Here is a 24,467-nt window from a genome sequence, read left to right on the forward strand (position 1 = left end):
TGACGATGGGCGGCGGCGCTTCCAAAGCTCCGCCCCCGCTCGGCCGGGTGGTGGAAGCCGGTCTTTACGTGGACGACCTGCCGCGCGCCACCGCCTTCTATGAAGGCGTGCTGGGTCTGAAGCCCATGCTCTCCGACGCCCGCTTCGCCGCCTATCCGGTGGGCGACACGGTGCTGCTGCTGTTCAAGCGCGGCACGGCGGACGAAGCCATAGCGCTGCCGTTCGGCGGCGCCATTCCGCCCCATGACGGCGCCGGCCGCCTGCACTTCGCCTTCGCCGTGGCGGCGGACGACATCGAGCCGTGGCGCGCGCACCTTGCGGCCCATGGCGTCGCCATCGAGGGGGAGGTGCATTGGCCCAGGGGGGCCACCAGCCTCTATTTCCGCGATCCGGACGGCAACCTCGCCGAGATCGCCAGCCCGGGGCTCTGGGCGAATTATTGAGGGCTGGGGGAGGGGGCGACTCGGGACAGGACCGATCGCGGCGCCAACCCCCCAAAAGAAAAAGGCGAGGCCTGGTGGCCTCGCCTTGTTCAATCCACGGCGCCCTGCGCTGCCTGCGGATCTTAGTCCGCTTTCAAAGCCGCGCGGCCAAGCCGCTATGCCAATTCCGTATGCGCCAAGTCGTGTCACCATCGAGTGGCATCCACCAACAGGCGGCCTTCGGTCGGCTTTTCTTCGATTCCTCCCGAGACCCGGACCGCGTTCACCGTCCATCTGGCCGGCCGGTGACGATCCCCTTTCTTGTGCGAGGTCAAAATAGAACAAGATTCTGTCGTTTGTCATCCTTGCAGCGCAATAAGGCGCGCGCTGCAATGCAATATGGTTCTGGAGTGGCGCGTACGGCATGCCAACGGCGCATGGCTACCTCCATTCGCCGGTTTCAACAGGGTCCCGTAACGGAATAAGGACTAGGGAAAGCGATCGCGCACCGTGGAGATGGCCACAGGCCGGAGGCCCCTGCGCTCGCGCGCCGCCTCTTCCCGCGTGCCGCTGTTGCGGAAGTCGCCCGCGCGGCACCATCGCCGGCCGCTTGCTCTTGTGTTTTGGCTCCCCTTCCGCTTTCACTCGCGCCGACTTCGTTCCCAGGTTTGAGATCCAGAGCCCGCCCGATGCGCCTGTCCCGCTATTTTCTCCCCATCCTGCGTGAAGTGCCCAAGGAGGCGGAGATCGTCTCGCACCGCCTGATGCTGCGCGCCGGCATGATCCGCCAGGAATCGGCCGGCATCTATGCGTGGCTGCCGTTCGGCCTGCGGGTCCTCAACAAGGTGTGCAACATCATCCGCGAGGAGCAGAATCGCTCCGGTGCCATTGAGATGCTGATGCCCACCATCCAGTCGGCGGACCTGTGGCGCGAGAGCGGGCGCTATGACGACTACGGCAAGGAGATGCTGCGCATCAAGGACCGCCACGAGCGCGAGATGCTGTTCGGCCCCACCAACGAGGAGATGATCACCGAGATCGTCCGGGCCTATGTGAAGTCGTACAAGGCGTTGCCGCTCAACCTCTACCACATCCAGTGGAAGTTCCGGGACGAGGTGCGCCCGCGCTTCGGCGTGTACCGCTCGCGCGAGTTCCTGATGAAGGATGCCTATTCCTTCGATCTCGATGCGGCCGGCGCCCGCCATTCCTACAACAAGATGTTCGTCGCTTATCTGCGCACCTTCGCAAGGATGGGGCTGAAAGCGATTCCCATGGTGGCGGACACCGGTCCCATCGGCGGCAACCTGTCCCACGAATTCATCATCCTCGCCTCCACAGGGGAGAGCGAGGTGTTCTGCCATGGCGACTATCTGGAGATGGCGCCGCCCTCCGCCGACGTGAACTTCGACGATGCGGCCGGCCTCCAGTCGGTGTTCGACCGCTGGACCGAGCTTTATGCCGCCACCTCCGAAAAGCACGACGAGGCGGCCTTTGCCGCCATCCCCGAAGCCAGCCGCATGGCGGCGCGGGGCATCGAGGTGGGCCACATTTTCTATTTCGGCACCAAATATTCCGAGCCCTTCGGCGCCAAGGTGCTGGGCGCGGACGGGGCCGAGCACACCATCCACATGGGCTCCTACGGCATCGGCCCCTCGCGCCTCGTCGCCGCCATGATCGAGGCCAGCCACGACGACAACGGCATCATCTGGCCGGATGCGGTGGCGCCCTTCCAGGTCGGCATCCTGAATCTGAAGGCCGGCGACAGCACCACCGGCGCCGCCTGTGAAAAGCTTTACGCGGAATTGACCGCCGCGGGCTATGACGTGCTGTACGACGACACCGAGGAGCGGGCGGGCGCGAAGTTCGCCACCGCCGATCTCATCGGCCTGCCGTGGCAGATCCTGGTCGGGCCGAAGGGCCTGGCCGACGGCAAGGTGGAACTGAAGCGCCGCGTGGATGGCTCCCGTGAGCTGATCGCGCCCGGCGACATCCTGGAGAGGCTGAAGGCATGAGCGTCACCGGGTCCACGGCGGCAAGGGGCGGGACCAAGGGCGCCAAAGGCGGCCCGAAGGCCGGCAAAGGCGACGGTGAGGCCACCGGCACGCGCCCCTTCTCGGCATTCGAGTGGATGCTGTCGCTGCGGTATCTGAGGGCCCGGCGCAAGGAAGGCTTCATCTCGGTCATCGCCGGCTTCTCCTTCCTCGGCATCATGCTGGGGGTGGCGACCCTCATCATCGTGATGGCGGTGATGAACGGGTTCCGGCAGGAACTGCTCGGCAAGATCCTCGGCCTCAACGGCCATGTGCTGGTGCAGCCGCTGGAAAGCCCGCTCACCGATTATGCGGCGGTGGCGGACCGCATCGCCAAGCTCAACGGCATCCGCCTCGCGGTGCCGCTGGTGGAGGGGCAGGCGCTGGCGTCCTCGCCGTTCGGCGCCTCGGGCGTGCTGGTGCGGGGCCTTGCGGAAAAGGACCTGCGGGAGCTGCCCTCGGTGGCCCACAACATCCGCCAGGGCACGCTGGAGAATTTCGACCAGGGCCAGGGCATCGCCATCGGCAAGCGCCTCGCCGACCAGCTCTCCCTGCACGCGGGCGACAACCTCACCCTCGTCGCCCCGCGCGGGGCGGTGACGCCCATGGGCACCTCGCCGCGCATCAAGGTTTACAAGGTGGCGGCGGTGTTCGAGGTGGGCATGTCGGAATATGACAGCGCCTTCGTCTTCATGCCGCTGGCCGAGGCGCAGGCCTATTTCAACCGCAACGCCGACGTGAACGCCATCGAGGTCTACCTCAACAATCCCGACGACGTGGGCGAACTGCGCGGCGCCATCCAGAGTGCGGCGGAGCGGCCCGTGTATCTGGTGGACTGGCGGGTGCGCAACGCAACCTTCTTCAACGCGCTGCAGGTGGAGCGGAACGTCATGTTCCTCATCCTCACCCTCATCGTTCTGGTGGCGGCGCTGAACATCGTGTCCGGTCTCATCATGCTGGTGAAGGACAAGGGCCACGACATCGCCATCCTGCGCACCATGGGGGCGACCCAGGGCGCCATCATGCGGGTGTTCTTCATCACCGGCGCCGCCATCGGCGTGGTGGGCACCCTCTCCGGGCTGCTGCTCGGGGTGATCGTCTGCCTCAACATCGAGAGCATCCGCCAGTTCATCTCCTGGCTCACCGCCACCGAGCTGTTCTCGCCGGAGCTGTACTATCTGAGCCGCCTGCCGGCTGAGATGAATTTCGGCGAGACCACATCCGTGGTGGTGATGGCCATGGTGCTGTCCTTCCTCGCCACCCTGTATCCGTCCTGGCGGGCCGCCCGGCTCGATCCGGTGGAAGCCCTGAGATACGAGTGATGGATCAGCGCGCAAATCCCAATGGACGGCCCGAGGGACAACCGGGCCGGCAGGGCGGACGCCCGCCGCTGGCGCTGGCGCTCACCGGCGTGGTGCGGCGCTATCCCCAGGGCGCCGGGACCATCGATGTCCTGCGCGGGGCGGACTTCGCCATTTCCCACGGCCAGTCGGTGGCGCTGGTGGCGCCCTCCGGCTCCGGCAAGTCCACCCTGCTGCACATTGCCGGGCTTCTGGAGCACTCGGACGCAGGCGAAGTGTTCATCGACGGCACGCCCACCGCGCGCCTGCCCGATGCGGAGCGCACCCGCATCCGCCGGCTTTCCATCGGCTTCATCTACCAGTTCCACCATCTCCTGCCCGAGTTCACGGCGCTGGAGAACGTGGCCATGCCGCAGATGATCCGCGGCCTCTCCCGCAAGGAGGCCGAGGCGCGGTCCAAGGAGATGCTGTCCTATCTCGGCCTCGGGGCGCGCCTCGTGCATCGCCCGTCCGAGCTGTCGGGCGGCGAGCAGCAGCGCGTGGCCATCGCCCGCGCGCTCGCCAACGCCCCGCGCCTGCTCTTGGCGGACGAGCCCACCGGCAATCTCGACCCCAAGACCTCCGACCATGTCTTCGGGGCGCTCACCGAGCTGGTGCGCGCCACCGGCGTGGCGGCGCTCATCGCCACCCACAATCTGGAATTGGCGTCCCGCATGGACCGCCGCGTCACCCTTCGGGAAGGCAAGGTGGTGGAACTGGCCTGAATCCGGTTCCGCGCGCGCCCCTCGTTTCACAAGACCCCTTGTTTCAACGGAGCCTTCGGAGCGCCCATGGATTCCTTCTTCACGGCGTCCAAGGTGCTGTGGTTCTTCGCGACGCCCTCCAACCTGCTGGTCAGCCTCGCGGTGGTGGGGCTGGTGCTGCTCGGGTTCCGCCGCAGGCGGCTGGGCACGGGCCTGATCCTGACGGCGGTGGCCGGCTGGCTGGTGTTCGGCTTCTCGCCGGTGGCGCTGTACATGCTCTCCCCGCTTGAGGAGCGCTTCCCGCAGTTCAAGGACGACGGCACTCCCGTCACCGGCATCATCATGCTGGGCGGTTCTGAGAAGCCGGAAATCGGCAATGTCCGCGGCTTGCCCAGCTTCGGCGAGGCCGGGGAGCGCCCCATCGCCTTCGCGGCGCTGTCGCGGCGCTATCCGCAGGCGCGGCTCGCCTTCGTGGGCGGCAGCGGGCTGCTGTTTCCCAACGGCGACGCCGTCGAGGCGCAGATGATCCGCATGAGCCTGCCCGACCTCGGCATTCCCGAGGCGCGGGTGGAGTTCGAGGGCAAGTCGCGCAACACCGCCGAGAATGCCGAATTCGCAAAGGCGCTGCTCAAGCCCAAGCCGGGCGAGCGCTGGCTTCTGGTCACCAGCGCCTGGCACATGCCGCGCGCGGTGGGCTGCTTCCGCAAGGTGGGGTTCGACGTGGTGCCCTATCCGGTGGATTTCCAGACCGCGGCTCCGGACCGGCTGGACCAGCCCTTCTCCCGCGCCGCCGATGGCCTCGACAAGACCGACGTGGCGACCCGGGAATGGATCGGCCTCGTGGCCTATTACCTGTCGGGCAAGACCAGCGCCCTGTTTCCGGCGCCGTAGCCTACTCGTCGCGCGGGGCGCCGATGCGGTAGACGCCGCGCAGCTCGGCGGGGTCGATGGGCTTGCCCTTGCGATAGATGAGCAGGCGACCTTCCTGCGCCATGCGCACGGCGACACGGCGCACCACCGGCAGGGCGCGCTGCCATTCCGCCTCGGTCATCAGCGCCTGGGCCGCATCCATGGGGCTGATGGACTTGCCCGGACCGCACGCGGCGGTGAGGCGCAGCAGCGCCGCCTCGGTGGAGAGGTCATCAGGCAGGGTGGTGGGCGCGGCCGCGTCGCGGCGGGAATCGGTGCTCATGGCCGCCTTCATAGAGCATTTTGGCCGGCAGCGGCCATCGAAGCGCATGGCGGGAATGGGCGTAAACACACACCTCGGCTGCGCCCCGCGGCGACCCTCTCCCATGCGCTTTGGACAACCCTGCGAACCATTCGCACCCCCTTGTCCGGACGTTCACAAAACTTTAATCATTGTGCAGTGCGCAACGCACCGCGTGCCGCGGGGGCACGTGAAGAGATCAATGATCCCATCATGAATCTGAGCCAAGGCTATTCCCATCGCCGCTCCTGCTGGGGCGTCGCGCGTACCGCTTTCGCCGTTTTTCTGGTCGCGGTTGCGGTGGTCTATCTGTTCGGCGGCTTTGAGCAGGCCGTGATGCGGGTGGGCTAAGCCCCACCTTTCCGCCGTCGCCGGCGGATCGCCGAAAGGCTTTACCATAGAGAGCACGGATGCCGTCCGCGCGTTGCCTTGACGGGCGCGCGGGCCGATGATCCGCGCCCGTCGCCGGGGTGGCGCCCGCCGCCCCGGACGAACGATCGTGCCGGTGAGGAACCGGCAGTCCGAGGAATGCGGATGGAGGACGCCGGATGCAGTGGGTCGATCAGCTTCTGGGCGTGCTGAACGCGAGCTTTGCCGTTCCCGGCTGGGTCGCCGTCGCTGCGGCTGTGGCCGGCGTTGTCTTCGTGGTGCTGCTGTTCGCGCGCTCCGAGCCGAACGACCATCCGGTGACCATTCTGGTGCTGCTCGGCATGCTGGCCGGTGGCCTCGCCGTTGGTGGCGCGGTGGTGCGCGCCATCACCGGCACCGCTGCGGGCGGGCAGGCGCAGGCGCTGGAGCAGCGCGCCGCCACCCTCGATTCCGCCGCGGCACAGACCCCGGCGCTCGGCTGCCTCACGGCCGATACAAGCCTTGCCGTCGCGTGCGAGGCGGTGCTGTTCGAGCGGCCGGATTCGGTCTCCGCCGCGCGCGGGCTGGTGCGTGAGCGCATCGCCTTGGTGGAGGACGCCACCGACATCCTGCGCAAGGCGGACGTGCCGGGCCTGTCCGCCCGCGTCATGACCTGGCGCCGACCGCTGGAGCTGGACCCGTTCGGCTTCACCGCGGCGGTGCTGGCGGAGGAATTCGGCTGCACCCCCTCGTTCTGCCCGCCGGCGGTCGTGCTGGGGGACAGCACCCGCGTGGTCGCCAACATGACCGAGGGCCGCTACCAGTCGCTGGTGGCCAAATATGCCCCCATCTGGGAGCGCAACGCCCGCAACCGCGGCACTCTCAATCCTGCCCCGCCGGTGCGCACCGGACCGTTCGGCTTCGCCGTCGTTCCGCACGACAACGGGGCCCAGGGCGCGCCCCAGGATCGCACGGCTCAGGAGCGCCCGCCGGTGGCGAACCTGCCGGTGGAGGACGCGCCTGCCCCTCCCGCGCCCGCCGCAACCCCGGCCAGCCCGACCCCGCTTCCCCCGTCGCGGCCGTCGCGCCCAGCTGCAGCGCCTGCCGCCGCCCCGCCTGCTGCCCGTCCCGCCACCCCGCCCCGTCCGCGCCCGCAGGCGGCGCCCGCCGCACCGGCGCCGGATGCCGTCGAGCCGGCTGGCGACGAATAGGCCGAGCCGGTACATAGGCGGCCATGACGCTCCATCTCATCAAGCTGTGCGTGGGCGCGACCTCCATCGCCGACCTCGAAGACTGGATCGCCCAGCGGGCCGAGGCGGCGCGCAAGGCGGGCCAGCCGTTCGAGCAGATCCATGTGACCCGCATGGTACCGACCCGGCGCGAGGAACTGCTGGACGGCGGCGCGCTCTATTGGGTCATCAAGGGCGAGGTGGCGGCGCGCCAGCGCCTCCTCGACCTCCGCCCGTTCGTGGACGGCGACGGGGTGCGCCGCTGCGGCCTCGTGCTCGACCCGCAGGTGGTGCCGGTGGAGCCGCGTCCGTCGCGGCCGTTCCAGGGCTGGCGCTACCTGAAGGCGAGCGAGGCGCCGCGCGACCTTGCCCAGCCTGAGGATGGCGGGGCGTTGCCCGAGGGCCTCGCCCGAGAGCTGCGCGAGCTGGGGCTGCTGTAAGCGGCGCGCCTCATTCCCTGCCGGTTCTCTGACCTTCCGTCATCTCCCGTTCAGGAATGCTTCGCCACTGTGCGCCCCGCGAAGGGCCGGGCAGTTCGGGCCGCGGTTCGACGAGGGGATGAGACCTATGACCATACGCATCGTGCCGGCCACTCTCGCGTGCGCGGCGAGCCTTCTGGTGGCGGGCGTCGTGACCGGCGCCACCACGGGCACCGCCGCGGCCCAGCAGAGCCAGGCGCTGAAAGAGATTCCCGCCGACAAGGCGAAGCTCACGGGCGCCATGACCGTGGACTACAATTCCCGCTCCGCGCGCTCCACCAGCGGCATCGACCTCTACGAGATTTCCGATCTCTCCGTGGCCGACCTGATGATCCTGAAGGGCACGGTGCAGCGCACGCCGGGCAAGAGCCTCGTCTATTCGGTGAAGTTCGACGTGCTCAACCCATCGAACCCCTCCCAGATCGCGCGCGAGGTGGCGATCCTGCGCGGCGACCTGCAGATCGACAACAGCGGCCGCTACATCCCCGATGCCGGCCGGCTGCGCATCGACGTGGTGAAGGGCAACCAGAGCACCTCCGCGTTCGGCGGCTCCATTCAGGGCCGCAACGTGGTGCGCTGGTGGGAGGTGGGCGAGCAGATCCGCAAGGCCCAGAAGGAAGCCACCAAGATCTATTCGCGGGTGGTGGACGGCAAGACCGTGTCGATCCAGGTAAAGAACCCGGACCCGCTGCGCTTCGAGCGCACCCAGCTCGCCGCCGGTCCGTTCTCGTTCCTGCCGGAGACCCGTGTTTCCGGAAACCTCGATTATGATTATGAGCTGGGCAACTGGCTGACCGACGCCAACGGCGTGAGCTTCAGCTATGCGGTGGCCGACCGCTCCTTCACCGACCGGGTGTCCGGCTCCATCCGCTTCGTGGAGGAGAACGGCACCTTCAGCGACAAGGCCGGCAAGAAGAAGCCCTATACCGGCTATTACGAATACAACCTGCGCTGGAACGAGCAGCCGGCGAACACCGACCAGTCCTTCTTCGACGCCGGGGCGGCGCAGGCGCAGTCGGACGCGTTCTTCTCGGCGGCCGATCAGTCGAAGCCGGGCCTCTACGGCCGCGTCTACTACAATGACAGCGAGGATGCCTGCCGGCGCGTGAAGGGCGAGGATGGCAAGGACAAGTGCGTCGGCCCCACCCGCTCCGAGGTCACCTGGGACCTGAAGGCGGAAAAGCTCACCTACGCCCAGCTCGCCAACTGGGTGAAGCTGGAGCAGCTCATCCTCGGCCCGCTGACCGACGAGTGAGCGGGGCAGGGGGGCGGGCAGACGGATTGCACGGCCCTTGGCCTGTGCTCCTTCCCGTCCCTCTGTCGCTTCCTTCCGCAAGCAGCGGAGGTTGACAATCCCGGCCGCGAGGCCGGCGCGCCAAAAGACAGGGCACATCAAGCCGTCATGGCCGGGCTTGTCCCGGCCATCCACGCCGTGCCGCATGTGCGCCGTTCGTCGTTTCACGACCAGCCGTGCCGCGTGGATGCCCGGGTCAAGCCCGGGCATGACGATGGTTGGAAGCAATCTCCCTCCTCCGCAAGCGGGAGAAGGGTGGCGCCGATCCCGGCTGCCGCGCGCCTCAACGCAGGTCCATCACTCCAGCACGGCCGCCTTCAGCAGGCACACCATGAAGGCGCGGGCGGGGGCGTCGGTGCGGTTGCGGATGACGTGGCGGCGGTCGCAGCGATAGCGCACCGTCTCGCCCTCCTTCACCGTCTCGATGACGCCGCCCACCTCCACCTCCAGCGTGCCCTTGAGCACGGTGAGGCATTCCACCGAGCCGCGCTGGTGGCCGTCGGAATCCAGTTCGCCGCCGGGAGCGGCGTCCATATCGTAATATTGTAGCCACTCCACCGTCTTGATCCAGCCGATGATGGAGAGCCGCACCAGCCCGTCCTCCGACAGCAGGATCGGCGTGTCGGCGCGGGTCAGCTTCTCCACGAAGGGGGCGTCGTCGGAGGAGGCGAGCACCCGCTCCACCGTCATGTCCAGCGCCTGCGACAGGCGCCACACGGTGGCGAGCGTCGGATTGGTCTCGTTGCGCTCGATCTGGCTGATGATGGATTTCGCCACGCCCGACTGCTCGGCGAGGTCGGACAGGGACAGGTTATAGGCCTTGCGCAGGCGCTGGATGGTCTTGCCGAGCTGGCCGGTGATGACCTGCGCGCCGGTCTCGAGGGTGTTCCCGCGCTCCTTGACTGCCATGCCCCGCGATCCTTAATGCCGAACGAACGTTCGCTGAGCCGGACGATACTCAGCAAAGCCGCGCGAGGGAAGCGGCGCCTGCACGGAAAAGGTGATGCGCGGCGGGCCGGCGCTCATTTCCCCCATAGCTCGAAGAAATGATGCACCGGACCGTGGCCTGAGCCGATGTCCAGCTCGTCCGCCGCGGCGATGGCGCCGGAGATATAGGCCTTGGCCCGGCCGACGGCAGTCTTGAGGTCCGATCCGCCGGCCAGCCCTGCCGTGATGGCGGAGGAGAGGGTGCAGCCGGTGCCGTGGGTGTTGCGCGAGGGGTGGCGGCGGGCGGCAAAGCGTGTCACCGCGCCGGGAGTGATGAGAAGATCCACGCTCTCGGGGCCTGAACCGTGCCCGCCCTTCATCAGCACCGCGCCGGCGCCGAGGGCGAGCAGGGCCTCGCCCTGCCGGCGCATGTCGTCCTCGGTTTCGGCCATGCCCACGCCCAGCAGCTCCGCCGCCTCCGGAAGGTTGGGGGTGATGAGGTGGGCGAGCGGGATGAGCACGGCTTTCAGGTCATTGAGCGAATCGTCGGTGAGCAGGCGCGCGCCGGAGGCCGCCACCATCACCGGATCGAGCACCACCGGGCCGGCGCCGTGGCGGGTGAGCCCCTCCGCCACCGTGCGGATGGCGCCGGGGCGCGACAGCATGCCGATCTTCACCGCGTTGACGGCGAGGTCGGAGAAGACCGCATCCATCTGCGCGGCGATGAAGGCGTCGGGCACATCGTGGATGGCGCTGACCCCCAGCGTGTTCTGGGCGGTGAGGGCGGTGATGACGCTGGCGCCATAGGCGCCCAGCGCCGAAAACGCCTTCAGGTCCGCCTGGATGCCGGCGCCGCCGCTGGAATCCGAGCCGGCGATGGTGAGGGCGATGGGGACCTTCCGCGACATGGACCTGCCGTGCTCCGCTCTCGGGGGTGAGGAGTGCGGGCCACCCTTGCCAGTCCCGGCGGTTTTGTCCACCTTGGCGCCGCCGGCCCCGACCCCGCCGACCTTGTGGCGGGGCGTGTCGATGCAGCCTCAGCGGAGTTCAGCCGTGGTTCCCTTCTTCGTCCAGATCAAGTGTCAGCTCGGAAAATCCTACGAGGTGGCCGACGCCATCGCCAATGCGGAGATCGCATCCGAGATCTATTCCACGGCGGGCGAGTTCGATCTGCTCATCAAGTTCTACGTGGAAGAGGGCACGGACATCGGCCACTTCGTGAACCAGAAGGTGCAGACCTTCCCCGGCATCCAGGACACCCGCACTATCATCACCTTCAAGGCGTTCTGAAGCCTCACTTCTCGGTCTCGGTCAGCCCGCGCACGAACAGCCGCTGCAGCGCCGCGATCACCAGCACCGGCGGCACCAGCGCCAGGATGGCGGTTGCCATCACCAGGTGCCACACCGGGTCCGCCTCCGCCGCCGCGCCCACGAGGCGGCGGATGCCCATGACCACGGTGAAGTAGCTGGCATCCGTCGTCACCAGCAGAGGCCACAGATACTGGTTCCAGCCATAGAGGAACAGGATCACGAACAGGGCCGCGATATTGGTGCGCGAGAGCGGCAAAAGGATCGACCAGAAGAAGCGCAGCGGCCCCGCGCCGTCGATGAGGGCGGCTTCCGTCAGCTCGTCCGGAATGGTCATGAACACCTGCCGGAACAGGAAGGTGGCCGTGGCGCTGGCGATCAGCGGCACGGTGAGGCCGGCGTAGGAATTGAGGAGATCCAGCCGCGCTGCCACCTCGAAGGTGGGCAATATGCGCACCTCCACCGGCAGCATCAGCGTCATGAAGATGAGCCAGAAGGCCGGCACCCGCAGCGGAAAGCGGAAATAGCAGATGGCGAAGGCGGACAGGATGGAGATGGAGATCTTCCCCGCCGCGATCACCACCGCCACCACCAGCGAGTTCCACAGCATGGGGCCCACCGGCGGAATGCCCGCCGTGGACGATCCCGTGGTGAGCGCGAGGCGGTAGTTTTCCACCAGATGCGGGCCGGGCAGGAGGCCCACGCGGCCGGAGAGGAAATCCGAGCCCGCATAAGTGGAGGCCACGAACGCCACATAGAGCGGCAGCATCATCACCGCCGCCCCGGCGATGAGCACCAGGTGGGCCAGCAGCAGGGACAGGCGCGAGGTGCCGGCCATCAATAGCTCACCTTGCGCTCGATATGGCGGAACTGGAGCGCGGTCAGCGCCACCACGATCACCAGCAGCACCACCGACTGGGCCGACGAGCCGCCGAGGTCCAGCCCCTCGAAGCCGTCGCGGAACACCTTGTAGACGAGGATGGTGGTGGCCCGCCCCGGCCCGCCGCCGGTGGTGGCGTGGATGATGCCGAAGGTATCGAAGAAGGCATAGGTGAGGTTCACCACCAGCAGGAAGAAGGTGGTGGGCGCGAGCAGCGGCAGCACGATGTGGCGGAAGCGCTGGAAAGGCCCTGCGCCGTCCAGCGCCGCCGCCTCCAGCGCGCCCTGGGGAATGGCGCGCAGGCCCGCGTAGAAGAACAGGAAATTGTAGCTCACCTGCTTCCACGCCGCAGCGAGGATGACGAGGGTGAGCGCCTGCCCGCCGTCGAGCACGTGGTTCCAGGAGATGCCCATGGTGCGCAGGGCGCGGGCGATCATGCCCACCGAGGGGTCGAACATGAACAGCCACAGCACCCCGGCCACCGCCGGCGCCACCGCATAGGGCCACACCAGCAGCACCTGGTAGAGCCCGGCGGCCTTGCCCAGCGCATCCGCCGCCGCTGCGAACAGGAGACCGAGGCCCATGGCCAGCGCGGTGACGCAGAAGGCGAACAGGAAGGACACGCCCACCGCCTCCAGATAGGCCGGATCGCGCAGCAGGGCGGCGAAATTGCCGAGCCCCACGAAGGTGCTTCCCAGACCGAACGCATCCTGCGCGAACAAAGACGAGACCAGCGCCTCCCCCGCCGGCCACACGAAGAACATGAGCGTCACCGCCACCTGCGGCAGCAGCAGCAGATAGGGCGTGATCTTGCCGGGGAAGGTGACGCGCTTGGCTTGCATGGGGTTAGCGCGCCGTCATCGTGGGTTCCAGAATCCAGCGACGGCGCTGCCGGAGCCCACCACCGCTGGGGCCCGGCTCTCCTTGCGCTATCGCTTCAGTCGGCCGGGACACGAGGGCATCCCTCACGGATTGGCCTTCTCGAACGCCCGCAGTTGCTCGTTGCCGCGGGCTTCGGCGGCGGCGAGGGCGGCTTGCGGCGTCTTCTGGCCGGCCAGCGTCGCCTCCAGTTCCTCCTCGATCACGTCGCGGATCTGCAGGAAATTGCCGAAGCGCAGGCCCTTGGAATTGGCCGTGGGTGGGTTCAGCGTCATCTGGCGGATGGAGACGTCGGTGCCGGGGTTCTTCTCGTAGAAGCCCTGGGCGCGGGAGAGGTCGTAGGCGGCCTGCGTGATGGGCAGGTAGCCCGTGTTCTGGTGCCACCACGCCTGCACCTCGGGCCGCGAGAGATAGCCGAAGAACTTGGCGACACCCTTGTATTCCTCCGCCGGACGGCCGGTGAGCACCCACAAGGTGGCGCCGCCGATGATGGCATTCTGCGGCGCGCCCTTAACGTCGGGCCAGTAGGGCATCATGCCGTAGCCCAGCTCGAACTTCGAGTTGGCGAGGATGCCGGCCCGCGCCGCCGAGGAGCCGATGCTCATGGCGCATTCGCCGGAGAAGAATTTCGGGTCCGCCTTCGACTGGCGGCCGCCATAATCGTAGATCTTCGTCTTCTGCCAGCGGGCGAGGGCTTCCCAGTGCTTCTGGGTGAGCGGGTTGGCGATGGTGAGGCGGGTGGCGGTGCCGCCCAGCCCGTTTTCCAGCGTGCCCACGGGCACATTGTGCCAGGCGGAGAGGTTCTCGACATTCACCCAGCTCGGCCACTGGGTGGTGAAGCCGCACGGCACCCCGGCCGCCTGCACCTTCAGCGCGGCCGCCTCCACCTCGGGCCAGGTCTTCGGCGGGGTTTCCGGATCAAGGCCGGCTTTCCGGAACAGATCCTTGTTCACATAGAGGATGGGGGTGGAGGAATTGAACGGGAACGACAGCATGTTGCCGGCGGTGTCGGTGTAGTAGCCCGTGACTGCCGGCAGATAGGCCTTGGGGTCGAACGGCTCGCCGGCGTCGGCCATCAGCTTGTAGGTGGGATAGATGGCGCCCTTGGCGCTCATCATGGTGGCGGTGCCCACCTCGAACACCTGCACGATGGCTGGATGCTGCTTGGCCCGGAAGGCGGCGATGGCCCCGGTCATGGCCTCGGGATAGGTGCCCTTGAATACCGGGACGATCTTGTACTCGCCCTGGGTGGCGTTGAAATCGGCGGCGAGCTTTTCCAGCTTCTCCCCCAGCGGGCCGGCCATGGCATGCCACCACTGGATCTGGGTCGGGGTCTGGCTCTGCGCCGCCGCCGGCTGGGCGAGGGTCGCGGCGAAGGCGGAGACGACGAGCGCCGTGAGCACGCCGCGTCGGGACGAATGGACCATGTGAGCCTCCACGGAAAGCGGCGGTGCCGTGCGGCCCGCGTCAGATCCGGATGGATGAAGTCCTAGCGTTACCGTTCCATGACAGACGGCGATCAAAGCGCCAACGACACGCCTTGACCCGACCGCCGCCATCCTGCCGCACGGCATGCCCCCGGCGCCAGAGGCGGCGGAGCGCCGGGCGCTTCGAACCATCGTCACCCTCCGGCTTGACCGGAGGGGCGATCTTGCCGCCCCCCGATTTGCCGGCTCCGACCCGCTGGGTTATGGAAGGCCGGCGGAGAGGACGTGAACGCGTCACGGATCAGGGCGGAATCGGATGGGTTTGGCTTATCGGGCCGACGTGGACGGCTTGCGAGCGGTTGCGGTCGGAAGTGTCGTTCTGTACCACAGCCATATCCCGCCGTTTACTGGCGGCTATATCGGCGTTGATGTCTTCTTTGTCGTTTCCGGTTTTCTGATTACTTCGATCCTTTATCGGGAAATCAAGGCCGGCACGTTTTCACTACTGGATTTCTATGATCGCCGCATAAGGCGCATCTTCCCGGCCCTGTTCCTGGTGCTGGCGGTGACGACGCTGCTCGCCGCGCACATCCTGCTGCCGCGGCAGATGGTGCTGTATTCCAAATCGCTGCCGCCCTCGGCGCTGTTCTACGCCAACATCTATTTCGAGCAGACGCTCAATTATTTCGGGGCGAAGGCCAACGATACGCCGCTGCTGCACCTGTGGTCGCTGGCGGTGGAGGAGCAGTTCTACATCGTTTTCCCGCTGCTGCTGTTCGCCCTGCTGCGGCTCGGCGGGCGGATGCTGGCAGTGGGCGCCATCGTGGTCATCGCGGTGGCCTCGCTCGCCTATGCGCAGATGGCGCTGACCGATGCGCCCTCCATGTCGTTCTACATGCCTATGAGCCGGGCCTGGGAGCTGATGGCGGGATCGATCCTCGCCCTGGTGGCATGGCCGCGGGTGGCGCCGAAGATCGCGGCCTGGGTGGCGCTGGCGGGCATGGCGGCGATCATCGTGCCGGTCTTCGCCTATAACTACCTCACGCCCTTCCCGGGCTTTGCCGCCTTGCCCGCCGTGCTCGGCGCGGTGGCGGTGATCTGGGCCGGGGCCTGCGCGCCGGAGGGCGTGGTGTCGCGGGTGCTGAGCCTGCCCGGCTTCGTCTATATGGGCCGCATCTCCTATTCGCTCTATCTGTGGCACTGGCCACTGCTGGTGCTCGGGGTGGTGTGGAAGGGGCGGGCCCTCACCTATTTCGAGGCCGGCGGCGTGGTGCTGTTCGCGGTGCTGCTGTCGGCCCTGTCGCTGAAATATGTGGAGACGCCCCTGCGCCGGCCGCAGGCGCTGGGCGGCAGCCGGCTGGCGCGCTTCGGCGCGGGCGCTGCCGCCATCCTGGTGGCGGTGGGGGTTTCCGCCGGCATCGCGCAGGCGGGACGGGGCTTCTGGCCCATCTCCCAGCGCGGCGCGGCGGCAGAGGCGGCGGCCGACGACCAGAGCCGGTCCCAGAAGAACTGCAACAACATGCCCGAAGGCTGGCGCCCCCGTAACCTGACCGCCATCGCCGACTGCGCCCGCGGCTCCAAGGCCGCCGAGGGCCGCTACGACGCGGTGGTGTGGGGCGATTCCCATTCCGGCGCCGCCTTCATCGGCTTTGCCGAGGAGTTGGAGCGCCTGGGCCTGACCACGCGCATGGCGACCATGCCGGGCTGCCCGCCGCTGCTCAGCGCCGCGCGGTCGAGGGGCATCGGCCCGCCGGGGGCCTGCAACGCCTTCAACGAGGCGGTGCTGGCGGAGATCCGGCAGGTGAGGCCCAAGCTGGTGATTCTGGTGGCCCGCTGGTCCCTGGTCACGCGCGGGCCGGCGCTGAATGCCGCCCTCATGCGTGGCCGTGGCGGCGAGCCGCCGGAGGTGGACCAGCTCTTCAAGTCGCTGCTGGAGGGGCTGGACACCACCATCGAGGCGGTCACGGCCCTGGGCGCGCGGGTGCTGCTGGTGGGGCAGGCGCCGGAATATCGCTATGCCCCCAACCACTGCTTCGCGTGGAAGGAGTTCTACGGCGGCGATTCGAACGCCTGCCTGTCCCAGTCGCGGGCCGATGCCTTCTTCTACCTCGCCGACGGCAACGCCCTGCTGGCGCGGGCGGCGGCACGGCACCCGGGCACGGACGTGTTCCTGTTGTCCGACGTGTTCTGCGACCAGGACCGCTGCCGGGCCAGCAAGGGCGATGCCTTCTTCTACGTGGACGGCGACCACCTCTCGGCCACCGGCGCGCGGGTGTTCAGCGTCGACGACCGGCTGCGCCGCATCCTGACGGCGGCCCTGGCGGGGGCGGTTCGTCCGGGCGCCAGCGCTCAATAGGGCGGGCAGGCACGTCTCCGTCCCGTCGCCCTCCGGCTGGACCGGACGGCCCATCTTTGCGCGTCCCGGGCCTCCAACGTCTTGTCCCGGTCGCGCCATGGGGCGTCCGGTCCAGCCGGACGGCGACGGGGTGTGAATGCCCCCCATTTGCCGGCTCCGACCCGCTGGGCTATGGAACGTCAGCGGTGAGACGTGGAAACGGATCAGGGCGGTAAAGAATGGGTTTGGCTTACCGGGCCGACGTGGACGGCCTGCGGGCGCTTGCGATCGTGCCCGTCGTGTTGTTCCACATCCACCTGTCGGCCTTCCCGGGCGGCTATGTGGGCGTCGATATCTTCTTCGTGATATCGGGGTACCTCATTACGGCCATCCTGTTCCGGGACATCAAGGCCGGCCGCTTCAGCCTGCTCGATTTCTACGACCGGCGCATCCGCCGCATCTTCCCGGCCCTGTTCGTGGTGCTCGTCGCCACCACGCTGGCCGCCGTCTTCATCATGGTGCCGTCCGACCTGCTGCTCTATGCGCGCAGCCTCAGGGCCACCACCCTGTTCTTCTCGAACATCTATTTCTCGAAGAATCTCAATTATTTCCAACCTGAGGCCGACCTCAACCCGCTGCTCCATACCTGGTCGCTGGCGGTGGAGGAGCAGTTCTACATCTTCTTCCCGCTGATCCTGTTCGCGCTGATCCGCTGGGTGCGGCCCAACCTGTTGCGGCCCATCATCCTCGTGCTCATCGTGGTGTCGCTGGCCCATGCCGAGATCCGGCTGTCGCGCAATCCCATCGAGAGCTTCTTTTCCCTGCCCACGCGGGCGTGGGAATTGCTGATCGGCTCCGCGCTGGCGCTGGGGCTGGTGCCCTTGGTGACGCCGCGCAAGGGGGCCCTCCTGTCGCTGGCGGGCCTCGCGCTGATCGTTTGCGCCATCGCCTTCTATGACCGGCACACTCGCTTTCCCGGCCTTGCGGCGCTGGCGCCGTGCCTTGGGGCGGCGCTGATCCTCCATGGCGGGGCCTGCGGCGCGACGGGCGTCGTGCAGCGGATGCTGGCTTCCCCGGTGCCGGTGTTCTTCGGGCGCATCTCCTATTCGCTGTACCTGTGGCACTGGCCGCTGCTGGTGCTGGTCGGCTATTACCTTGAGCGGCGCCTGTCGCCCACCGAGGGGCTGCTGATCGCGGCCGTGAGCGTGGGCCTTGCCACGCTCTCCCTGTTCTATGTGGAAGCTCCGTTCCGCAAGCGTCACCGGGCCGGCACCAGCCGGTGGACGCCGGTGTGGGCGGGGGGCGCGGCCATGGCGCTGGTGGTGGCGTTCGCGGTCACCGCCATCGTCCGCGACGGGCGGTTCTGGCCCATGTCGGCCTTCGCCCAGCAAGCCGACGCGCTGGCCCGCGCGCAGGACCCCTATATGTCGTGGTGCAGCGCGCCGCTCAGCGGCCCCATGCGCATGCCGGCCAAGCCCGAATGCGTGGTCGGCCGGCAGGCGGCCGCGCCTGCCGGTGCGTCAGGGGAAGCCGCCCTGCCGCCCTTCGACGTGCTGCTGTGGGGCGATTCCCATGCCAGCGCGCTCATGCACGGGCTCGGGGAGGCCGCAGTTAAGGCCGATGCCTCCATCCGCCTGGTGATGTTGCCGGCCTGCCCGCCGCTGGACGGGGTGGTGACCCTGCACGAAAGCATCAAGGGGCTGGAGCGCCAGTGCCCGGCCTTCAACCGCGGTGTGCTGGAGCTGATCGCCGAGAAGCGGCCGAAGCTCGTCGTCATGGCCGGCCGCTGGTCGCCCTGGACCAGCCTGCAACCGGGATTCGCGCTCCGCGACGCTGATGGCCGCTATCTCTCGGCGGAGGAGGCGAGGGCCGAATTTGCCCGCGGGCTCAAGCGCAGCGTGGAGGGTGTGACGAAGCTCGGCATTCCGGTGGTGCTGGTGGGGCAGGTGCCGGAGTTCAGCTTCTCGCCGCCCCATTGCATCACCCGCGCCGAGTTTTCCGGCGCCGACACCGCCCGCTGCCTGAGCCAGGACCGGGAGAAGACGGTGGCCGGGCTTGCCGCCTCCAACCAGGCGCTGGTGGATCTCGCCAAAGGCAATCCGCTGGTGACCACGGTGCTGCTCTCCGACCGCTTCTGCGGCAAGGAGACCTGTCCCGCCATGGTGGACGGCACGCTGATCTATCGCGACCCCAACCATTTGAGCGTCGAGGGTTCGCGCATCGCCGCCGGCTTCATCAACCTCGCCGGAATTCTGCGCGCCGCCGCCGGTGGCCTGCAGGCGGCGGGGCAGGGGACGGGACAGGCCCCGCCCCCTGCCATCCGCTGAGGAAACCTGCCGGGCTCAGTCCTTGTCGAGCAGGCCGGCGAGCTTGAGGGCGACGCCCTGGGAGCCTTGCACCTTCAGCCGGCCGGTGGAAAACGCCATCAGCGGGCCCATGCGGCCGGTGATCAGCTTGTCCAGCGTGTCGGTGGAGAGCTTGAGCACTGCATCCGCCTCGCCCGAGCCCTCGCCCACCTCCACCGAGCCGCCGGTGGCATCCAGCAGGATGGCCTCGCCGGTATCGGTGAGATCGAAGCGCACCTTGTAGCCGAGCTCGGACAGGGCATCGGAGCGCTCGCGCATGGCTTCGACGAGAGAGGAAAGATCGGCCATCCGTGTCACCTCAAAAAAAGCCGCCCCGGAAGCGGGGCGGTGGGAGGAAGTCGAGAATCGGTACCTCGGGTTCCCGGGGGAATGATCCCTCAGAACATGGCCTCGTCGAGGGCCATCATGGAGGCCTTTCCGGCCTTGATGGAGCCCCACAGCGCCGCCACGTCCGGCAGCAGCTTCTCCATGAAGAAGCGCGCGGTGGCGATCTTGGCCTCGTAGAAGGCGGCGTCGTCCGGGTTGGAGACGCGCTTCTCAAACGCCACTTCCGCCATGCGCACCCACATGTAGCCCAGCGCCACCATGCCGAACAGGCGCAGATACTGGGTCGCCGCCGCGCCCGCCTCCTCCGGGTCCTTCAGGCCCTTCTCGGCGATGTGGGCGGTGGCGAGCTGGAGCGCGCCGAACGCCTTGGAGAGCGGGGTGATGAGCGGGCCGAGGTTCTCGTCGTCGAGCTTGGCGTCCATGTAGTTCAGCACGGGATGGAAGAAGGAGCGCAGATAGCGCCCCATGTGCGCCGGCAGCTTGCGGCCCACGAGATCGAGCGCCTGCACCCCGTTGGTGCCCTCGTAGATCATGGCGATGCGGGCATCGCGCACATATTGCTCCATGCCGTGGTCGCGGATGTAGCCGTGCCCGCCATAGACCTGCATGCCCATGGAGGTGGCCTCGAAGCCGAGGTCCGTGAACAGCGCCTTCACGATGGGGGTCATGAGGGCGGTGAAGTCCTCCGCCCGCTGGCGCTCCTGCGGGTCCTGCGCGTGCTCCATGAGGTCGAGCGCGCGGGCCACCCACCCGGCGAGGGCCCGGCAGCCTTCGTTATAGGCGCGCATGGTCATCAGGGTGCGGCGCACGTCCGGGTGCACGATGATGGGATCGGCCGGCTTGTCGGGATGCTTGGCGCCGGAGAGCGAACGGCCCTGCAGGCGCTCCTTGGCGTAGGCCACGGCGGCCTGATAGGCGGCCTCGCCGAGGCCGAGGCCCTGCGTGCCCACCGACAGGCGCTCGGAATTCATCATGGAGAACATGGCGCGCATGCCCTTGTGGGGCTCGCCCACCAGCCATCCGGTGGCCTCGTCGAACGACATCTGGCAGGTGGATGAGCCGTGGATGCCCATCTTGTGCTCGATGCCGGTGCAGGTGACGCCGTTGCGCGGGCCCACGGATCCATCGTCGCGCGGCAGGAATTTCGGCACCAGGAACAGGGAGATGCCCTTGATGCCCTTGGGCGCGTCCGGCAGGCGGGCCAGCACCAGGTGGATGATGTTCTCCGCCATGTCGTGCTCGCCGGCGGAGATGAAGATCTTGTTGCCGGTGACCTTGTAGCTGCCGTCCGGCTGCGGCTCGGCCTTGGTGCGCACGAGGCCGAGGTCGGTGCCGCACTGGGGCTCGGTGAGGCACATGGAGCCGGACCACACGCCGTCCACCATCTTCGGCAGGAAGCGGTCCTTCAGCTCCTGCGAGGCGTGATTCTTCAGCGCCTCATAGGCGCCGTGGGTGAGGCCGGGGCAGATGCCGAAGGCGAGGTTGCCGGAGCACAGCATCTCCTCCACCAGCTTGTTCAGGCTCGCCGGCAGGCCCTGCCCGCCATATTGCGGATCGCAGGCGATGCCGTTCCAGCCGCCCTCGCAGAACGCCTTGTAGGCCTCCTTGAAGCCCTTGGGGGTGCGCACCACGCCGTTCTCGTAGGTGCAGCCTTCGAGGTCGCCGGACTGGTTGAGGGGGGCGAGCACCTGCGTGACGAGTTTGCCGGCCTCTTCCAGCACGGCATCGATGAGGTCGGGCGTGACCTCTTCCAGGCCCTTGAGGGTGGAGAGTTCCGCGCTGCCGTGCAGCTCGTGGAGGACGAAGCGCATGTCGCGCAGCGGAGGAGTATAAACCTGCATGGCGTTGGCTCCCGAACTTATTGGATCTCGTTTTCGAACGCCGCTTGATGCGGTGTGTTGATACTGCGCGCCGTTGTGGCGAACGATCAGTCAGGGATGGCCTCGGGCGATAAAAGGAACCCCATCATAGATCGGGCTCTACCCCCTGGGCTGTTGTCGTCATCAGCACCGAGCACGACAAAATCGCCGAGCCCATAGCCAAGCACGCATCTGGGCGTCTCGGCTCCGCCGAGGCTTGAGAAGATTTGGCAGAGTTTGTCGCCTTCGATCACCCACCTTCCCGAGGCCGATCTCTGCACTCCGTCCCGATGGTCAGGCACCCACGTCACACGAAGGCGACCGTCCTCGAAGAAATCAAATTGGGCTGCTGTGTACAGCAATGTCCACGTCCACCGCCTGCCGGCGAAGAGGCGAGCGGCCTCGTCACCGCCGAGCCGACGGAACCGGGATGCGGGATCCAGAGGTGCCCCAGCCTTGTGGGCTGCCTCAACCATGGCGAATTCTTGCTGCATCTGCTCGCGCGGCAGCGGCACGCCAGCGGGAGTATTCTGCTGCGCGAGCGCCGGCCCGGAGAGGGCCAGACAAGCTGCGGCGGTATGAGCCCAGTGTCGCATTGCTCAATCGTCCTCAACGCGCAGCGTCTCGCAGGCCATGATGGCCTGAATATTCTTCTCCCCCGGCCCAGTGGCCGGGAGCGGTGCCAACCCTCCCCCGCAAGCGGGAGAGGGGGTGGGCCGGCGCTTAATTCCGCAGCGGCCGGCCTGTTTCGAGAATGTGCTCGATGCGGTCCAGCGTGGCGGTGGTGCGGATCAGCTTCATGAAGCCGTCGCGCTCCAGCTCCAGCACCCTGGCGGCGGGCACCGGTTCGATGTGGTCGGCGCTGCCGCCGGTGAGCACTTCCGCCAGCACGCCGGAGACCACCGTGTCGTGCTTCGTGGCCATGCCGCGCTTGGCAAAGCCCGCCACTGCCATGTCCATGGCCACCTTGCCGGTGGGACCCGGCAGGAAGAACTCCACGGGCTTGGGCGGCGCATAGCCGTCCACCAGCGCCAGGGCCTTGGCCTTGGCGTCGGCAAGCAGCCGGTCGCGGTTCATGGTGATGCCGTCGCTTTCGCGCAGGAATTTCAACTCCTTGGCCTCGGCGGCGGATTTCGCCACCGTGGCGGTGGAGACCGTCTCGAACACCTTGGAGGGCGCCGGCATGGGCCCCTTGGGGAATTTCGGGTCGGTGGCCCAGCGCTCCAGCATGGCGGTGCAGCCGCCCCAGGCGGGCAGCACGCCCACGCCGCATTCCACGAGGCCGATATAGCTCTCCGCATGGGCCTGCACGGCGCTGGCGTGGAGCAGGATCTCGCACCCGCCGCCGAGCGCCAGCCCAGAGGGGGCCGCCACCACCGGGAAGGGGGCGTACTTCATGTCCTGGTAGGTCTTCTGGCCGGTGGCGACTAGCTTCTCCACCTCGCCGAAGGCGCCGATATTGCAAGCGAACAGCGCGAGGCCGAGATTGGCGCCCACCGAGAAGTTTGAGCCCTCGTTATAGATGACGAGCGCCTTGTGCTTGTCCTTCACCAGCTTCAGCGCCTTGGCGAGCATCGTGATGATGCCCTCGTCCAGCGAATTGCTCTTGGAGGTGAATTCCAGGCACACCACCCCGTCGCCGATATCCCACAGGGCGGCGGAGCCATTCTTGAGCAGCGGCTGCGACTTCAGCTTGATGTCCGCGAGCAGCAGCACGCCTTCGGGGCGCACTATGTCGCGATAGCTGCCGTCCAGGGCGAGATACTGCCGCGTGCCGTTCTCCACCCGGTAGAAGGGCTTATCCGCCGCCAGGGCGAGCAAGGCCGGAACCTCCTCGCCATCGGCAGTGAGCAGGCTGGCGAGGCGGGCGGCGCCGATCTTGTCGATCAACTCGAACGGGCCGAATTTCCAATTGTAGCCAAGGCGCATGGCATCATCGATGGCGACGATGTCGTCCGCCGCCTCGGGCACGAGGCGCGCCGCATAGGCCAGCGTCTTCGCCATCACCGAGCGGGCATAGCGCCCCGCCGTTCCCGGCGCGGAAAGGAGGGCGAAGATGTCCTTGCCGCCGCCGTCCTCCAGCTCCGGCACGCTCGCCTTTTCCTGCGGGCGGTAGGCGCCGGTTGAAAGGTCGATGGCCTCCTTCGCCTTGCCGCCGTTCTCCCGGTTGAGCCGGTAGAAGCCGCCCTTGCCCTTGCGGCCGGTATAGCCGGTCTCGATCATCTTCGAGATCAGCGGCTCGTCGCGCAGGGTGGCGTGGAACGGGTCGGACAAGGGCAGGGCGCGCTTCAGGGAGCCCTGCACATGGGGCATCAGGTCGAGGCCCACGAGGTCGATCAGGCCGAACACACCGGTCTTGGGGAAGCCGAAGGGCCGGCCCATGACAGCGTCTGCCTCCTCCACCTTCAGGCCGAGGCGGAAGGCCTCGCCCACGGCGAGCTGCAGCCAGTAGGTGCCGAGCCGGTTGGCGATGAAGCCGGGGGTGTCCTTGCAGGTCACCACCGTCTTGCCCAGCTTCACATCGGCAAAGCGGGCGACGGCTTCCACGGTCGCCGGAGCGGTGTCGGCGCCGGCCACGATCTCCAGGAGCCGCATGTAGCGCGGCGGGTTGAAGAAGTGGGTGATGAGGAAGTCGCGCCTGAAGGTCTCCGGCAGCCCGGCGGTGAGATCGCCGAGCGGGATGGTGGAGGTGTTGGACGACACCGCCGAGCCCGGCCGGCGGGCGGCCTCGATCTTGGCGTAGAGCGCCTGCTTGATGTCGAGACGCTCGATCACCGCCTCCACGATCCAGTCGCAGGTGGCAAGATCTGAGAGATTGTCCTCGATGTTGCCGGCGGTCACGAGCTTGGCCGCGCGCTTCGACATGAAGGCGGCGGGATCGGCCTTCAGCAGCTTCTCCACCGCCTTCTCGGCGATGGCGTTGCGGTTGGCGGCGCCCTCCGGGACGATGTCGAGGAGCAATACCTCAATACCGGCATTGGCCACATGGGCGGCGATGCCCGCGCCCATGACGCCGGCGCCGATGACCGCCACCTTCTTGATGTCGAACCCGCCGATGTCGGCGAAGCTCTTGATATCGGTTTCGCTGGTCATGACGCGCCCC

General features: G+C 67.7%; 21 protein-coding genes. 12 read left to right on the forward strand and 9 right to left on the reverse strand.

Annotated features, from left to right (window positions below):
- The first annotated feature begins 5 nt into the window (after positions 1-5).
- The 5 genes from V5F66_RS04110 to V5F66_RS04130 all read left to right on the forward strand — a co-directional run bounded on the left by V5F66_RS04110 (position 6) and on the right by V5F66_RS04130 (position 5,387).
- On the forward strand, positions 6-443 hold the full coding sequence (locus V5F66_RS04110; RefSeq protein ID WP_394050838.1) for a VOC family protein: 438 nt from the start codon (positions 6-8) through the stop codon (positions 441-443).
- A 668-nt stretch (positions 444-1,111) separates the two neighbouring features.
- On the forward strand, positions 1,112-2,434 hold the full coding sequence (gene proS, locus V5F66_RS04115; protein WP_012116433.1) for a proline--tRNA ligase: 1,323 nt from the start codon (positions 1,112-1,114) through the stop codon (positions 2,432-2,434).
- Between the two features lie 116 nt (positions 2,435-2,550).
- Positions 2,551-3,774, forward strand: a complete 1,224-nt coding sequence (locus tag V5F66_RS04120; RefSeq protein WP_049776189.1) for a lipoprotein-releasing ABC transporter permease subunit — start codon at positions 2,551-2,553, stop codon at positions 3,772-3,774.
- Complete coding sequence (locus tag V5F66_RS04125) at positions 3,774-4,517, forward strand: ABC transporter ATP-binding protein (RefSeq protein ID WP_012116431.1); 744 nt, start codon at positions 3,774-3,776, stop codon at positions 4,515-4,517. The genes V5F66_RS04120 and V5F66_RS04125 overlap by 1 nt, the downstream gene beginning before the upstream one ends.
- 66 nt (positions 4,518-4,583) lie before the next feature.
- Positions 4,584-5,387, forward strand: coding sequence for a YdcF family protein (locus V5F66_RS04130; protein ID WP_394050840.1), 804 nt, complete (start codon positions 4,584-4,586; stop codon positions 5,385-5,387).
- Between the two features lies 1 nt (position 5,388).
- On the opposite strand, the gene V5F66_RS04135 is transcribed toward V5F66_RS04130, so the two are convergent.
- Positions 5,389-5,688 (reverse strand): DUF3253 domain-containing protein, encoded by a 300-nt coding sequence (locus V5F66_RS04135; protein ID WP_041577700.1) that lies wholly within the window; start codon positions 5,686-5,688, stop codon positions 5,389-5,391.
- A 231-nt stretch (positions 5,689-5,919) separates the two neighbouring features.
- Here V5F66_RS04135 and V5F66_RS04140 point away from each other — a divergent pair, with 231 nt between their 5' ends.
- The 4 genes from V5F66_RS04140 (at position 5,920) to V5F66_RS04155 (ending at position 9,017) form a co-directional block, all read left to right on the forward strand.
- The gene (locus tag V5F66_RS04140; RefSeq protein ID WP_188079552.1) at positions 5,920-6,057 is read left to right on the forward strand and encodes a hypothetical protein; all 138 of its coding nucleotides are present in this window, start codon (positions 5,920-5,922) and stop codon (positions 6,055-6,057) included.
- A gap of 197 nt (positions 6,058-6,254) precedes the next feature.
- Positions 6,255-7,265 carry a hypothetical protein gene (locus V5F66_RS04145; RefSeq protein WP_394093320.1) on the forward strand — a complete coding sequence of 337 codons (1,011 nt, stop codon included), beginning with the start codon at positions 6,255-6,257 and terminating at the stop codon, positions 7,263-7,265.
- A gap of 23 nt (positions 7,266-7,288) precedes the next feature.
- Positions 7,289-7,723 carry a DUF1489 family protein gene (locus tag V5F66_RS04150; protein WP_012116426.1) on the forward strand — a complete coding sequence of 145 codons (435 nt, stop codon included), beginning with the start codon at positions 7,289-7,291 and terminating at the stop codon, positions 7,721-7,723.
- A 127-nt stretch (positions 7,724-7,850) separates the two neighbouring features.
- Complete coding sequence (locus V5F66_RS04155; RefSeq protein WP_012116425.1) at positions 7,851-9,017, forward strand: hypothetical protein; 1,167 nt, start codon at positions 7,851-7,853, stop codon at positions 9,015-9,017.
- Positions 9,018-9,353: 336 nt separating this feature from the next.
- Here V5F66_RS04155 and V5F66_RS04160 read toward each other — a convergent pair whose 3' ends face one another.
- Together V5F66_RS04160 and thiD are read right to left on the reverse strand one after the other, a co-directional pair.
- Positions 9,354-9,965: a helix-turn-helix domain-containing protein gene (locus V5F66_RS04160; RefSeq protein ID WP_012116424.1), complete on the reverse strand. Its 612-nt coding sequence runs from the start codon at positions 9,963-9,965 to the stop codon at positions 9,354-9,356.
- A 113-nt stretch (positions 9,966-10,078) separates the two neighbouring features.
- Positions 10,079-10,891 carry a bifunctional hydroxymethylpyrimidine kinase/phosphomethylpyrimidine kinase gene (thiD, locus tag V5F66_RS04165; RefSeq protein ID WP_394050844.1) on the reverse strand — a complete coding sequence of 271 codons (813 nt, stop codon included), beginning with the start codon at positions 10,889-10,891 and terminating at the stop codon, positions 10,079-10,081.
- A 145-nt stretch (positions 10,892-11,036) separates the two neighbouring features.
- On the opposite strand from thiD, the gene V5F66_RS04170 reads away from it, so the two are divergent.
- Complete coding sequence (locus tag V5F66_RS04170) at positions 11,037-11,273, forward strand: Lrp/AsnC ligand binding domain-containing protein (protein WP_041576108.1); 237 nt, start codon at positions 11,037-11,039, stop codon at positions 11,271-11,273.
- A 4-nt stretch (positions 11,274-11,277) separates the two neighbouring features.
- Here the strand turns inward: V5F66_RS04170 and ugpE are convergent, their stop codons facing one another.
- From ugpE to ugpB, 3 genes are all read right to left on the reverse strand, one after another.
- Positions 11,278-12,129, reverse strand: a complete 852-nt coding sequence (gene ugpE, locus V5F66_RS04175; RefSeq protein ID WP_394050846.1) for a sn-glycerol-3-phosphate ABC transporter permease UgpE — start codon at positions 12,127-12,129, stop codon at positions 11,278-11,280.
- Positions 12,129-13,013, reverse strand: coding sequence for a sn-glycerol-3-phosphate ABC transporter permease UgpA (gene ugpA / locus V5F66_RS04180; protein WP_394093321.1), 885 nt, complete (start codon positions 13,011-13,013; stop codon positions 12,129-12,131). The genes ugpE and ugpA overlap by 1 nt, the downstream gene beginning before the upstream one ends.
- Before the next feature lie 123 nt (positions 13,014-13,136).
- Positions 13,137-14,477 carry a sn-glycerol-3-phosphate ABC transporter substrate-binding protein UgpB gene (gene ugpB, locus V5F66_RS04185; RefSeq protein WP_394093322.1) on the reverse strand — a complete coding sequence of 447 codons (1,341 nt, stop codon included), beginning with the start codon at positions 14,475-14,477 and terminating at the stop codon, positions 13,137-13,139.
- Between the two features lie 316 nt (positions 14,478-14,793).
- Between ugpB and V5F66_RS04190 the strand changes: the two genes are divergently transcribed.
- Together V5F66_RS04190 and V5F66_RS04195 are read left to right on the forward strand one after the other, a co-directional pair.
- Positions 14,794-16,833: an acyltransferase family protein gene (locus V5F66_RS04190; RefSeq protein ID WP_394093323.1), complete on the forward strand. Its 2,040-nt coding sequence runs from the start codon at positions 14,794-14,796 to the stop codon at positions 16,831-16,833.
- Between the two features lie 218 nt (positions 16,834-17,051).
- Positions 17,052-19,139, forward strand: a complete 2,088-nt coding sequence (locus V5F66_RS04195) for an acyltransferase family protein (RefSeq protein ID WP_394093324.1) — start codon at positions 17,052-17,054, stop codon at positions 19,137-19,139.
- Between the two features lie 15 nt (positions 19,140-19,154).
- Here the strand turns inward: V5F66_RS04195 and V5F66_RS04200 are convergent, their stop codons facing one another.
- The 3 genes from V5F66_RS04200 to V5F66_RS04210 form a co-directional block, all read right to left on the reverse strand.
- Positions 19,155-19,466, reverse strand: a complete 312-nt coding sequence (locus V5F66_RS04200) for an SCP2 sterol-binding domain-containing protein (RefSeq protein WP_394093325.1) — start codon at positions 19,464-19,466, stop codon at positions 19,155-19,157.
- 89 nt (positions 19,467-19,555) lie between these two features.
- Entirely contained in the window at positions 19,556-21,346 is a 1,791-nt protein-coding gene (locus V5F66_RS04205) for an acyl-CoA dehydrogenase C-terminal domain-containing protein (RefSeq protein WP_394093326.1), read from the reverse strand.
- A 741-nt stretch (positions 21,347-22,087) separates the two neighbouring features.
- Positions 22,088-24,457, reverse strand: coding sequence for a 3-hydroxyacyl-CoA dehydrogenase/enoyl-CoA hydratase family protein (locus V5F66_RS04210; protein ID WP_394093327.1), 2,370 nt, complete (start codon positions 24,455-24,457; stop codon positions 22,088-22,090).
- Positions 24,458-24,467: the final 10 nt, after the last annotated feature.

Origin of the sequence: Xanthobacter versatilis, from assembly GCF_043193975.1 — a bacterium.
Lineage (GTDB): Bacteria > Pseudomonadota > Alphaproteobacteria > Rhizobiales > Xanthobacteraceae > Xanthobacter > Xanthobacter autotrophicus_E.